Source organism: Halobacillus naozhouensis, assembly GCF_029714185.1.
GTDB classification, from domain to species: domain Bacteria; phylum Bacillota; class Bacilli; order Bacillales; family Halobacillaceae; genus Halobacillus_A; species Halobacillus_A naozhouensis.
Map to the genome: position 1 here is coordinate 377,580 of NZ_CP121671.1, position 13,129 is coordinate 390,708.

Consider the following 13,129-nt stretch of genomic DNA (forward strand, 5'->3'; position numbering starts at 1 on the left):
CATTTGAGGAACATATAAATTGCGTGAGATTAATTATCGAGGAGTGATTGATAGTGAGTAACGTAATGTTTACAGCACATGCTACAGCAAAAGGCGGACGTGAAGGTCACGTTAAGTCTGATGATGGTTTAATTGATTTAAATCTTGCACAGCCAGGCAGTGGGGATGAGCAGGGATCTAATCCAGAGCAGCTATTTGCAGCGGGTTATTCAGCTTGCTTCGATGGCGCCCTTAATCTGGTTGCGAGTAAGAAAAAAAAGGATATCGATTCTGAAATTACCGCTGATGTCAGCTTGTTAAAAGATGAATCAGATGGTGGCTTTAAGGTAGGAGTGGTGTTGAACGTTAGCCTTAAGGGAGTCTCCCAGGAAGAAGCGGAAGAACTTGTGGAAGAAGCTCACCAGGTTTGTCCTTACTCTAAAGCAACTCGAGGAAATATCGATGTAGAACTTAATGCTAAAGCAGTATAACTTTTGTAAAAACTCCAAGGCTTCAGGATAATTCTCCTGAAGCCTGTTTTTATTGCAGTTAAAGCTTATTTGAAAGACGTAGAGTAATATGATTTCCTATTGGATAGGTATCTGTGGTAGGTTATAGGTGAAAGTGAGGGCGATTTTATGAAGATAACTGATCAGGCTTGTCATCTCCTTGACCAGTTACTTGAAGACGAAGAAGCCAGTTGTTTACGTTTGTTCTTCGCTGGATTCGGGTGTGGTGAACCAGATATAGGCTTAACGTTAGCCGAACCTGAAGCAGATGATGAACTTCATCATATTAATTCGATCCCTGTTGCCATAGATCAACGGATTACTCATCTAACAAATGAGCTTATCATTGATGGGAAACAGACTATGGAGGGTCCTAAGTTTCAGATGTTTGGGCTGCCTGAAAAGGATTGTTAACGAAGCTACTGTTTGCACAGTAGCTTTTATTAATTTATTCATGAAAGTGATGTGTTCTGCTGACCCTCCTTAAAGGATTATTTGCTGATTTCAGGGAGTAGTTATTTACTTATCGAGCGTATGAAGGCGCACCCAGCTTTCACTAGTTTACGGTGGGATGTTTTTAGGATAATATGGAAGGCATCCTGATTCTAACCGGATCAGGCTTATTTTTGAAAAGTTAGAGGGTTGTAACAACATGATGGCATCAGGGCACCAAGTCGTTGGTTTTACTTGTGGAGTAGCTACACTAACATTCTTACCCGAACTGGTTCGTTTACCTACTACGTCTTTTGAGACCACGCTATTCTTTTTATTCGTTTTGTTTGGGTCGCTTCTTCCAGATATTGATACACCACGATCAACTCTTGGAAAGTGGTTTTGGAGACTCCTCCTCATCTTCCTTCTTGGGGCGGTCAGTGCTTATTTACTTGTACCGGTAATTATTAATGAGTATAGAGATGAATTAAGTATTGTTTCGATGTTTATCTTACCAATTCTGATTATGGTTCGCAGTCATCGAAAAATGACCCATTCCATTTTATTCATTTTTCTTATAGGTGGATACTGTTATTTTATTGGCTACTTTCTGGCTGTCCCATTGAATTATTTCATCGGACTGCTGGTCGGTGTCTGCTCACATTTGCTTGGGGATGTTATTACGAAAAAAGGAATACCAATATTATATCCTTTTTCTAAAAAGCATTTTCGGTTTATCGTAACGTTCAAAACGGGTTCACTTACTGAAAAATTTATCGTAATGACTTTAGCTGTAGCGAACCTGTGTTTTCTGGTGATTCATGTCCTTTAGCAGGTGGTATGCGTAATGGACAGTGTATCTATCAAGGAGTAATAATAAAAGCAAGAGGGCCTGTATTTTAGGCCCTCTTGCTTTTTATCATCGTTGCTTTTTAGGTTGTCTCATTTTCCTTTCGGGAATTGGCTCTTGCCGGATCATTTTCAAGAAAGCATACATGAAAATAAAGAGAATCACAGCAAAAGGGAGAGCCGATACAAGAGAAGCTGTCTGTAAAGCATTGAGTCCACCAGCTGTAAGTAGCACAGCTGCGATCGCCGCAATTAATACGCCCCATACAATCTTGGCAACTAACGGAGGGAATAGCGTTCCGCCGGCAGTCATACTAGATAAGATGTAGGTAGCAGAGTCAGCAGATGTAATTAAGAATGTGGCGATTAACAGAATTGATAGGATTGATAAAATATTTGTCATTGGCAGATAATTATATGTTTCAAAAAGTGCCAGTGCCACATCATCGTTTACAATTTCAGCGATGTTTGTTCCATTCATTAGGTCACTGTTCAGTGCCGTTCCCCCGAAAGTTGCAATCCACAAACATGCGATTAAAGGTGGAACAATTAAAACACCCACAATAAATTCTCGGATAGTACGCCCGCGTGATACGCGTGCAACAAACGCACCAACGAATGGCGACCAGGCAATTACCCAAGCCCAATAGAAAATCGTCCATTCTCGAACCCAGGTCCCTCCTCCTTCATAGGGAGTTAATCTGAAGCTATAGTTGATAAAGTTTGTAATATAATCGCCTAAACCTAATGTGAACGTGTTCAGAATAAATAAGGTAGGTCCAACAATAAATACGAATGCAAGTAATGTTAAGCATAATCCAAGGTTTAAATTACTAAGCCATTTAATCCCTTTATCCAAACCCGTAGTGGAAGATGTCAAATAGAGTACAAGCAATATCGTAGTGATAACAAGCTTTACCCATATTGAGTTCGGCACATCGAACACAGCATCAAGTCCACCAGCCATTTGTAAAATTCCTAATCCCAGTGACGTTGCTACCCCCATGACCGTTGCGATAACTGCCAGGGAATCAATTGTATGTTTAATACCTTTATTTTTACCTACCACAGGTTCAACAGCGGTGGAAATTAACCCATCTTTATTTTTTCTAAATTGAAGAAAGGCAATTAGCAGACCTACAATGGCAAAGACGGACCATTGACTGATTCCCCAATGAAAGAATGCGTACCCCATAGCTACGCGAGCTGCTTCTTCTGTTTGTCCTTCCAATTCAGGAAACGGCGTATTGAAGTAGTGGCTCATTGGCTCAGCTACACCCCAGAATACAAGTCCTGCACCGAAACCAGCCGAAAAGAGCATTCCGATCCAGGTAAAAAACGGATATTCCGGCCTTGAGTCTGGCGGGCCAAGTCTGATCTTTCCATATTTACTAATGGCTAACGCAAATAGAAAGAAGACGAAGACAAAAACGGCGATTAAATAGAACCAGCCGAAGTTTACAGTTGTAAAGTTGAAAAGTTTGGAAGATACAATGCTGAAACCTTCAGGGTTAACAGCACCAATAATTACTAGTATTCCCACTACAATAGAGGATACGAGGAAAACAGGGTTAAGTAGTTGATTCTTCATAGATAGTCCTTTCCATTTAAGTATTTGTTTACTTTAGTGTTCTAAGTAAAAGTGAGGATATATAATATGTAAAGCTATTCATTTATCCCCTTTTCAAGCAATTTTTAAACCTATAAGATGCCTGGGTGTCTCTTAAACCGTATCACAATCATGTTATTTTACATATTCATTTTACCAAATTCGTAAAGCTTCATGTATCATGCAGTCTCTTTACGGGTATAGGAAGGGGAATAGTATTTTGTCCATGTTTCAGCCCTTATACTCACTTTGGTCATTTTTGAAGCCAGTTTCATTTATGGAATGCCATGAGAGGCCATCTCTTGTATGGAATTGATTATCTAGTATAATACCCATAAAATTACGTCCCTCCTAAGCTCGTTTTCTTCAAATTATTTTAACAGAACTATGTGTTTTTGTCAGAATATTCTTGGTATCTGTGAGTAGCGGGAAAGGGTGAAAAGTGACGCTTTGCTCCATTTGAACTATTTAGCTTGTCCTTCCTCTATGTTGAAGAGAAGTTCAGTGTGAACAATGCTTGGAGCAAGTATGGCAGAATCTGTTGTTCATATGTGATAGGTCTTTTTTTTTAGGGGATACTATAATGGATAGGTTAAAAGGAGTGTTTTTCAAATGTTTGAACGTTGTTTACAGGTGAAGGAGTTTATGGCTTCCTATGAGGGGAAATGGATGGTCGCAGGCGGGTGGGCGATCGATTTACATATTGGAGAAGAAACACGGGATCATGAAGATATAGAGGTGGCTGTATTTCGTGATGAACAAAGAAGTTTAGCTTCACTGCTTGCTGATTGGGATATCTACATTGCTACAGAAGGGGAAAAGGAAAAATGGGATTTGGAGGATCCTATTGAACTTCCGATTCATGAGATTTATGCCTTTCATCAGGGAGGCAAGCAGCTAGAGATTTTAATAAATGAAAGAAATAGAGGAAGATGGAGGTTTAGAAAAGATCTAGAACTGACTTTTCCTTTATCGATGATGAACCTTCAATCGGAGCAGGGTGTTCCCTATTTAAATCCTGAAATCGTACTCTTGTATAAAGCAGCGAACACGAAGGAGAAAGATCATGATGATTTCAATTACGTTTTTCCGCATTTAAATGAGCATCAGAAAGAGTGGTTGAAGCAAGCCTTAATCCAGCATGTACCTAATCATCCCTGGCTCGAGGCACTACTATATTAGATCTGGAGGATAACGATGTATAAGGAAAAGGCCTGGGTCCATATTCGTGATAGTTTTTGGTTTCTGCCTGCGATTTATAGTATCATATCGATTTTATGTGTAACGCTAGTCACTATGATTGATTTTTGGATCATTCCTAAGATTAAAGAAAGTGTGCCCGGTATTCTGCTCATGAATACAAGTACAGCTCAAACTCTGTATGGCTCGCTGATTACATCGATCTTGACCATGACAACAATTAGTTTTTCTACGATCATGGTTGTACTTACCACATACTCGACTCAGTTTTCGCCGCGAACCTTGCAGGACTTTATGAAAAGCAGAGTAACCCAGCATGTGCTTGGTGTTTTCTCATTCGGCTTTATTTTCGTGATTATCAACTTACTTCTCATGGGCGGCGAACAGAGCAAAGCACTGATAAGCCCATTTCTAACCGTGGTCGTATCAATTGTTTGTCTCGGATTTTTTATAGTATTTATTCATCATTCATCAAGGTTTGTTCAAGTAAATAACTTAATAGGTACGATTCGATTAAGTACTTCTAAAGTAATAAAGAAAACTTTTCAGGACAAGGACTATTATGAATCCAGCGAATGGAACGAACAAAAAATCACAGAGAGAAAGAAAGCAAAGAAAACGACGGTATATGCAAGAAAATCAGGCTATGCTCAAGCTGTCCAAGTCCCGGACTTAGTTGGGTGGGCTAGTAAAAAAGATGCCCTGCTTGAAGCAAACTTTTATATAGGGAGTTATATTCAAAAGGGGATGCCTATTTATTCATGTTGGAGTAATATAGAGGATCAAGAAGAATTAGATGGATGTCATGAATTTTTACTAGTTGGAAATGAGAGAACAGACCTTCAGGATATTGAGTTTTCCATACAAAAACTGGTTGAAATTGCGGTTAAGGCCATATCACCTGCCGTCAACGATCCTCATACAGCTGTGAATTGTATTAATCGTATAGGTTCATTGTTAGCTGAACTCGGTACCGTGTACAAACCGATTCGTTATTATGGAGATGAAGAAAAGGGATTACGATTAATCATGGAGCCTCTTTCTTATGAACAGTATATTTATAAGAGCTTTTATCAAATACGAATTTATGGAAGCAAAGATATTTCCGTCATGAATGGAGTATTGGAAGCATTATATAAAGTGGCGACAGTTAATGATGAAGCAATCAAAAAGGATGTTTGGAAATTTGGTCTATATATTATAAGAGCTGTTGATAGGAAAGGACTTGACAAGTTGGATTATAAGCAATTTGCCTATCATGTAGAAAAACTGGCTTCCTCCTGTAATGAGTCTTTCCCCCTTGAAAAGTAAGGGGAGTATAGCTGCATGTAATTCTTCAACCGAGGTGTGCTGGGTATTTGACCGAACTAAGTAGACGTGAGCGAATAATAGGACATAGGTAGATATATCACGTATGATATAGTTAGATTATTTAAATAAAGGGGTAATATAGCATGGAATCTATTCAAACTAAGGATAATTTTCAAAACGTTATTGCGGGAGAACAGCCTGTAATTGTTAAGTTTCAAGCTGATTGGTGTCCAGATTGCCGTCGGATGGATCTGTTCATTGATGATATAGTAAAGGAATTTAATGGCTATAAATGGTATGATGTGAACAGAGATGAACTACCGGAAATTGCTGAAAAATATGAGGTCATGGGAATTCCTAGTCTTTTGGTTTTTCAGGATGGCAAGAAAACAGCTCATTTACATAGTGCGGATGCAAAAACTCCCGAAGAAGTTGAAGAGTTTTTGCAGCGCAGTTTGTAGGGGGAGCCTCCACATGGTAGTCCCATGTGGAGTTTCTTTTATATAAGAATGGGACTGGAGTTACCTTTACGAAACCTTGATTCTTATAACTTGAGCACTATTCTGCCGTACGCTTACTTGTTGTATGAAGGGGGATTTGATTTGACAAAACGATTATTACTGGTGGGAGCGGGCCATGCTCATATCGAGGTGCTTCGTTCTATGAAAGAGAAGCCGTTACATCATGTAAACGTATGTCTGATTTCGCCTTCAGAGTACTTTTATTATTCAGGAATGGTCTCTGGTTATATCGAGGGAATTTATTCTCTAGAAGAGATTCGAGTTGATGTAAAGAGATTAGCTCATCAAGCAGGGGTTCATTTTATCAGAAAAAAAGCTTCGCGCGTCTATCCAGCTTTCAAGAAGCTCTTCTGTCAGGGAGGTGCGGTCTATCCGTTTGATATGATCAGCTTTGACATTGGGGCAAAAAGTCAGCCGGATCAATTTGTCTCTACCTCTGACTATAATCATATAAATGATCCAAGTAAACAAATGATCGAGCAGCTAAAAGAACTGAGACAAACGAGCCATCCGCTTGTAATAGGCGGAGGAGCTGCTGGGTGCGAAATGGCCTTTGCTTTGCATGCGTATAAGAATAAAAACAAGATACCGGGACAGGTTCGTTTAGTCAGCACGTCCTCAGTTCTTGATTCGGTATCTAAGCGAAACGCAAGGAAACTGAAGGGTATTATGCAATCAAAAGGAATACAGATGTGGGAGCATGAACGAGCAGTGACCGTATACGATGATAATATTATGACTAGTGCAAACAATAAAATCAGACATACTGGGGTCCTTTGGCTTGGCAGCCCGGTTGCCGATCCACTATTTGAGACTTCAGGAATCGCAGTCGATGAAAAAGGTTTTCCGTTCGTTACAGATACCTTACAATTTGCAGACTATGAATTTATATTCGGGGTCGGTGACTGTGTAACATTAGAGTCCTCACCTGATTTAGACAAAACTGGAGTACACGCTGTCAAACAAGCTCCAATTCTTTGTGATAACTTACGCCGCTTTGCCGCTGCCATGGAATTAACCGTTTATGAACCTCAAAAGGTTGGACTCTATATATTATCAACGGGTATGAAGAAAGCATTGCTAATATACGGTCCTTTGACTTCATATACTAAACCGGCCTGGAAACTGAAAAATAAAATTGACCGTGAATATATAGATAAGTATAAATAAGGCGTTCATTCCAGTTTAATGGAAGGAACGCCTTATTTATACATTAAGCCAGTCTCGAACATTTCTTCTGAATAAGCTGCTTTCCCCTAACTTAACACGAAGTAATAAGGCTGATGGCAATTTAATAAAGGCGTTCTCGATAGCTCTCATTTAAGGAAACTTCAACCTTTTCTTGATCATGGCTATCTAACTTAGCATGAGCTGCCATCATTTTTGCCGGTGATGGAAGTGTGTTCCGTTCCGGCCACTGTTCTGGTTCCCACAGCTTGGAGCGTTTAAAAGCCTTTGCACAATGGATAAAACATTCATTGACTTCAACCACAATTTCAACCTTTGGAGCGCGTCCTTTCACTTCATGTTTTTTAAGAAGGTTCTCATCTTTAATGATGGTTGCTTTACCATTGATTCTCAAGGTCTCTTCTAAGCCTGGAATGATATAAAGAAGGCCAATATGGGGGTTTTCTAATATGTTTCTCATAGAATCAACTCGTTTATTACCCATGCGCTCTGGAATCAAAAGATGTTGTTCATCAAGTACCTGCGTAAATCCCGCAGCATCACCTCTTGGGGAATTATCACATTCTCCTTTAGCATTGGAGGTGCTCACTACGACAAAAGGGGAATAACTTAAGAATTGTTTGCTTAATTCATCAATATAGTGAATAACCTTATGCTCCGCGATCTTACCAGGTTTTCCTTGAAGAGAGTATAGTTCATCTTTTGAATGAACAGGTTTACGATAGGGTTTCATTAAACATTCCTCCAATGAGATAGTGTATGTGCTACGATAAAAAGAAAAGGGAGAGTCATAATATGTTTAAATCTTTAAATAAAGAACAAAAAGAGTATGTAATTGAACGCATCAAAGAGTACTTTGAACTTGAGCGTGGGGAAGAGCTGGGGGATTTAGCAGCTGATCAATTGCTTCATTTTATGATACAAGAAATAGGGCCAATTTTGTATAATCAAGGAGTGAAAGATTCAAGACAGATGGTGGATCAGAAAGTGCTGAACCTTGATGAGGATTTGCGTTCGCTCGAGCGTCCGGCTGGTAGAAATACTCGTACTTAATAGAGGGCAGGCCCATGGTTTCAATATGGGCTTACCTTGATTACTTGAACGCATCACTTACTAGACACTGTTCGGTTATGTATTTTTTTACGCTGATACGTAGATAGCAGGACTCCTCCAACAATAAATAGTGAACCTATTAGTTCTGAGCCCGTTATCGGTTTAGATAACAGGATTAATCCCATAACCATTGCCACAAAGGGTTCTAAATTAGATAAAATCGATGCCTTTGATGCATCAACATAACGAATGTTGGTATTCCAAATTAGTGTAGCCATTCCATGTACCACAATAGCTGTTCCAGCCAGGAATGCCCAATCTGGGAAATCAAAACTTACTCGAATAGGATGATCCAATGTAAATGCAAACGGAATAGAAATAATGAACCCTACGATATTTGAGTACAAGGTAATCGTAAGGGAGTCTAATCGTTTGGACAATCCTCTCGTCATAATAATCATAATCGCGAAGGTAACCATCGTTACCACTATCCACAAAAGTCCTCTTTCAACTTGTAAGGAGGATAAATTACCTTTTGTTACAACAAAATAAATGCCGATTATGGCTACAATAGATCCTATCAACATGCGTCTGGTTATTTTTTCTTTTAGGAAAATAGCTGCTAGAAAACCAGTCAGGATAGGGGTCGTTGCCAAAATTAATGCTGATGTAGTTGGGTCTGCTGTTTGCAGGCCTTCAAAAAATGACCATTGGTTGATGAAGACACCGACAACTCCAAGACAAAGGATCGATAGAATATCGGTTTTAGTCACTCTGTTCAAATGTCTTTTGTAAGCAGCTAACCCTAGTAACAACAACACAATAAACAAAAGTCTTAGCATGGTTAACATGGCAGGGGAGAACTCCTGAACTAATATCTTTCCAAATACAAAATTGCTTCCCCATACTGCTACGCAGAAAGTCAACCAACCATACGCTTTCAACATATTGACACCTTCTTTAAAAATTAATCCAATTGTTTCATTTTATACCTGTCCAATTAGTTAGTCGAACTTTTTTCTTCAAATGGTTTCGTTATCTTGCTTTTATATTCGGAACACCTTTCATATCAAACGGTTTGGGGTACAATTCCCTTAGGGGGGATTACATGGAAACATCACACGTGCCAAACGAATACTGGAAAGCTATTGTTGCCAATAATGCTGCATATGATGATGTCTTCTTTTATGGTGTTCAAACGACCGGAATCTTTTGTCGGCCATCTTGTAAATCAAAGGTTCCTAATATTGAGAATGTACGTATCTTTAAAAATGCTAAGGCAGCTCAATCAGAGGAGTTCCGACCTTGCAAACGATGTAAGCCTGAGGGGTTACGTCTCCCTGACCATGAGTGGGTTGAACAAATGACTAAATGGATAGATCGGTATTATTATGAACCGTTAACCCTGGATAAACTGGCGGAAATTAGTCACGGTAGTCCCTCCCATTTGCAGCGTACATTTAAGCGTGTAAGCGGGATTAGTCCGCTCGAGTATATTCAACAGAAGCGTATTGCAAAAGCCATTCGTGATCTCAAGGAGACAGATAATCCTGTAGCAGATATAGGAGTGTCAGTAGGCTTGTCTAATCATGCCTATTTTGTAACATTGTTTAAGAAAAAGACAGGTACTACCCCTTCTGAGTATAGAAAACAGTGTAAGGAGAGGGAGCTATGAACCAAATAAAAAGTGACACTTTATCCTGGTCAAGGTTAGAATATGGTAACTGGAATTTTTATGTGGCTGCAACATCAAAGGGGCTTAGTTATGTCGGGGAGCCGAACAGTTCCTTTGGAAAGATGGAGGACTGGGCAAAGCGTCGCTTCCCGCAATCCGAGTTCATCTTGGACGATACCAGATTACAGTCTTTTAAAAAGGAGTTACTGGAATATTTACAAGGCAAGCGAAAGTGGTTTACATTTTCGACAGATGTTCAGGGAACCGTATTTCAAACAAGAATATGGGGAGCTTTACAACAAATTCCTTATGGTGAAACGTGGACGTATTCGCAAATTGCTGACATGATTGGAAAGCCATCTGCTGTACGGGCAGTTGGCGCTGCTATTGGGTCCAACCCCGTACTAATCTCTATCCCATGTCACCGTGTAATAGGTAAGAATGGTACATTAACGGGTTACCGTGGAGGATTGGAAATGAAAAGGTATTTGTTAAGGATCGAGAAACAAGTAAAGGTGAATCACATTGAGAAGTAATTTACTATATAAACATCCAAAGACCATCCTAAATAAGGGATCAGGGTATTTAGCCGGGTATAGTCATTCATTAAATCCCTATACTGGCTGTGCTTTTGGCTGCTCCTTTTGTTATGTGAGGAAAATGCCTGTCGCAACCTTTAGAAAGGAAGAGTGGGGGACATGGGTGGATATCAAAAAAGGATCAGCTGAATTATTGGAGAAGGAACTAACCCGTGCCAAAGCTAAAGGGAAAGTGACGGTCTTTATGTCGTCAAGCACTGATCCTTATCAGCCTGTTGAGTATAAAGAGGAAATAACCAGGTCGCTTCTGGAAGTAATGACAAAGATCCAGCCGGATTTTTTGTTCGTCCAGACAAGAAGTCCTTTGGTGAGAAGAGATATCGATTTATTCCTGCAGCTTAAAGATAAAGTTCGGGTAAGCATGACGGTAGAAACCGACCGGGAAGATATTCGAAAACATTTTACACCGCATGCTCCTCCTATTCGAGGGAGGTTGAAGACTCTTCAGCAGTTGAAGGAAGCGGGTGTTCCAACACAGGCGACGATTGCGCCTTTGTTACCCAGCAGTCACGAATTTCCAGATACACTAGCAGACCTTGTAAACCGGGTCTGTCTTGATGATTATTTCATGGGTGATGGGAGTGGGGGAAGGCGAACTAAAACCCTGGGTATATCTTCATTATACGAAGAGTTGGGGCTAGAGGAATGGTATAGCCCATCCACTTATCGTTTAATGTATGATAGACTAAAAAAATCCTTTTCCAAAGATCAAATTCATGTAAGTCAGGAAGGGTTTCTGCCTTAAACTGTTACTTTGGCTGTGTATGAAAAAAGACAAAGGCTATTTGCGGCCTTTGTCTTTTCATTTGCTATCAGAATTCTTTTCCTCATTTGTACATATAATCGCGCGTCCAAGGGATCGAGTTATTGGTCCCTTTCGTAAATATAAATTGGCTTAAGTCGATGTTGCCAGTCTGGAAGGATGCAGAACAAGAATTTAGATAAAGTCTCCACATTCTGATGAACCGTTCATCTCTCGATTTCCGTACTTCCTCTAGTACGTTCTCGAAGTTTTCAGCCCATTTCTCCAGTGTTTTCGCGTAATGTCTGCGCAGACTCTCCAAATCTGTTAAAAGGAAGTTGTGCTCTGTAATATGACGGACAAGCTCATTTACAGCCGGAATGTATCCTCCAGGAAAAATATATTTATCGATCCAGGAGTTTGTCCCACCATCCTTAGGTGAGGTAATTGAATGGAGGACAGAGACCCCGCCATCGATAAGCAATTCATTTACTTTTTGAAAATATTCCTCCAAGTGATCTTGACCCACATGCTCAATCATCCCCACACTGACTATGCGGTCAAACTGCTGATGCTTTATATCCCGATAGTCCATTAACCGCACGTCTACGGAATCTTCGTGTTGTTCCTCGATAATTCGTTCTTTTACACGCCCGTACTGTTCCTCTGATAAGGTTACGCCGGTAGCTTTTACCCCATAACGTTTGGCCGCCGTAAGAATTAACTCGCCCCAGCCACATCCGATATCCAATAATGTATCGCCTTCCCGGAGGTTGAGTTTCTTAAGGATATGAGCCACCTTATTTTGCTGAGCAGTCATAAGGGAATCGTCAGCAGTCCTAAAATAACCACAAGAATAGGTCATCGTCTCATCAAGCCATAATTTATAAAATTCGTTACCGATATCATAGTGAAACGTAGCATTTTCTTTACTGCGCTTTTTTGTATTAGAAAATTTATCTAAAAGTTTTGCATAGATCTGGTTGTTGCCTAGGAAACTTTCCTGGCTGCGGTACATGGAGGCGATGAGTTCTTTGAGATTTCCTTCTACTTCTATTTTTCCATCCATAAAGGCTTCACCAAAGGCAATGGATGGGTCATGAAGCAGATCGCCTTTTGGGATAATATCGTAAAAGGTTAGTTTAAATTCCCGCGTACCTTCTCCATACTGGACGGTTTCGCCATCCCAAAAAGTGATGTGAATTGGATCTGAAAAAGTTTTTTTAAGTAAAGTCTTGTAAAACATTTTATCAATCATTCTAACACCTCGAATTATTGTGGATTTTGTAGATAACAAGCTTATGGGTGACTTCGTAAACTACACATCGGTGACCTTATATGATATCGGCATTGTCATTAATAGGATTCCCAAAATTATAGATAGTAGAAATATATTATTAATAACTGGCCTGAATCAATTTACTCATATGAAAGAAAAGAGGTAAAATTATCTGCACTGTAA

General features: G+C 39.8%; 15 protein-coding genes. 11 read left to right on the forward strand and 4 right to left on the reverse strand.

What is annotated here, in order from left to right:
* Positions 1 to 53: 53 nt before the first annotated feature.
* The 3 genes from P9989_RS02090 (at position 54) to P9989_RS02100 (ending at position 1,752) form a co-directional block, all read left to right on the forward strand.
* Positions 54 to 470, forward strand: a complete 417-nt coding sequence (locus P9989_RS02090; protein ID WP_283077192.1) for an organic hydroperoxide resistance protein — start codon at positions 54 to 56, stop codon at positions 468 to 470.
* Between the two features lie 147 nt (positions 471 to 617).
* Positions 618 to 902: an iron-sulfur cluster assembly accessory protein gene (locus P9989_RS02095; RefSeq protein WP_283077193.1), complete on the forward strand. Its 285-nt coding sequence runs from the start codon at positions 618 to 620 to the stop codon at positions 900 to 902.
* Positions 903 to 1,140: 238 nt separating this feature from the next.
* On the forward strand, positions 1,141 to 1,752 hold the full coding sequence (locus P9989_RS02100) for a metal-dependent hydrolase (RefSeq protein WP_283077194.1): 612 nt from the start codon (positions 1,141 to 1,143) through the stop codon (positions 1,750 to 1,752).
* 87 nt (positions 1,753 to 1,839) lie between these two features.
* Here P9989_RS02100 and P9989_RS02105 read toward each other — a convergent pair whose 3' ends face one another.
* Entirely contained in the window at positions 1,840 to 3,360 is a 1,521-nt protein-coding gene (locus tag P9989_RS02105) for a BCCT family transporter (RefSeq protein ID WP_283077195.1), read from the reverse strand.
* Between the two features lie 630 nt (positions 3,361 to 3,990).
* On the opposite strand from P9989_RS02105, the gene P9989_RS02110 reads away from it, so the two are divergent.
* The 4 genes from P9989_RS02110 to P9989_RS02125 all read left to right on the forward strand — a co-directional run bounded on the left by P9989_RS02110 (position 3,991) and on the right by P9989_RS02125 (position 7,580).
* The gene (locus tag P9989_RS02110) at positions 3,991 to 4,560 is read left to right on the forward strand and encodes a nucleotidyltransferase domain-containing protein (protein ID WP_283077196.1); all 570 of its coding nucleotides are present in this window, start codon (positions 3,991 to 3,993) and stop codon (positions 4,558 to 4,560) included.
* Between the two features lie 15 nt (positions 4,561 to 4,575).
* Entirely contained in the window at positions 4,576 to 5,889 is a 1,314-nt protein-coding gene (locus P9989_RS02115) for a DUF2254 domain-containing protein (RefSeq protein WP_283077197.1), read from the forward strand.
* Positions 5,890 to 6,032: 143 nt separating this feature from the next.
* A complete protein-coding gene (locus P9989_RS02120) occupies positions 6,033 to 6,350 on the forward strand; it encodes a thioredoxin family protein (RefSeq protein ID WP_283077198.1) in 318 nt (105 codons plus the stop codon).
* Positions 6,351 to 6,491: 141 nt separating this feature from the next.
* A complete protein-coding gene (locus P9989_RS02125) occupies positions 6,492 to 7,580 on the forward strand; it encodes an FAD-dependent oxidoreductase (RefSeq protein WP_283077199.1) in 1,089 nt (362 codons plus the stop codon).
* Positions 7,581 to 7,701: 121 nt separating this feature from the next.
* Here the strand turns inward: P9989_RS02125 and P9989_RS02130 are convergent, their stop codons facing one another.
* On the reverse strand, positions 7,702 to 8,331 hold the full coding sequence (locus P9989_RS02130) for a pyridoxamine 5'-phosphate oxidase family protein (protein WP_283077200.1): 630 nt from the start codon (positions 8,329 to 8,331) through the stop codon (positions 7,702 to 7,704).
* 62 nt (positions 8,332 to 8,393) lie between these two features.
* Between P9989_RS02130 and P9989_RS02135 the strand changes: the two genes are divergently transcribed.
* On the forward strand, positions 8,394 to 8,651 hold the full coding sequence (locus P9989_RS02135) for a DUF2164 domain-containing protein (RefSeq protein WP_283077201.1): 258 nt from the start codon (positions 8,394 to 8,396) through the stop codon (positions 8,649 to 8,651).
* Between the two features lie 53 nt (positions 8,652 to 8,704).
* On the opposite strand, the gene P9989_RS02140 is transcribed toward P9989_RS02135, so the two are convergent.
* The gene (locus tag P9989_RS02140) at positions 8,705 to 9,598 is read right to left on the reverse strand and encodes a DMT family transporter (protein ID WP_283077202.1); all 894 of its coding nucleotides are present in this window, start codon (positions 9,596 to 9,598) and stop codon (positions 8,705 to 8,707) included.
* A 161-nt stretch (positions 9,599 to 9,759) separates the two neighbouring features.
* On the opposite strand from P9989_RS02140, the gene P9989_RS02145 reads away from it, so the two are divergent.
* From P9989_RS02145 to P9989_RS02155, 3 genes are read left to right on the forward strand one after another with little or no spacing between them, the layout of a single operon-like run.
* Entirely contained in the window at positions 9,760 to 10,326 is a 567-nt protein-coding gene (locus P9989_RS02145; RefSeq protein ID WP_283077203.1) for a bifunctional transcriptional activator/DNA repair enzyme AdaA, read from the forward strand.
* Entirely contained in the window at positions 10,323 to 10,862 is a 540-nt protein-coding gene (locus P9989_RS02150; RefSeq protein ID WP_283077204.1) for a methylated-DNA--[protein]-cysteine S-methyltransferase, read from the forward strand. The genes P9989_RS02145 and P9989_RS02150 overlap by 4 nt, the downstream gene beginning before the upstream one ends.
* Complete coding sequence (locus P9989_RS02155; RefSeq protein ID WP_283077205.1) at positions 10,852 to 11,670, forward strand: SPL family radical SAM protein; 819 nt, start codon at positions 10,852 to 10,854, stop codon at positions 11,668 to 11,670. Before P9989_RS02150 ends, P9989_RS02155 begins: the two co-directional genes overlap by 11 nt.
* 82 nt (positions 11,671 to 11,752) lie before the next feature.
* On the opposite strand, the gene P9989_RS02160 is transcribed toward P9989_RS02155, so the two are convergent.
* Entirely contained in the window at positions 11,753 to 12,925 is a 1,173-nt protein-coding gene (locus P9989_RS02160) for an SAM-dependent methyltransferase (RefSeq protein ID WP_283077206.1), read from the reverse strand.
* Between the last annotated feature and the right edge of the window lie 204 nt (positions 12,926 to 13,129).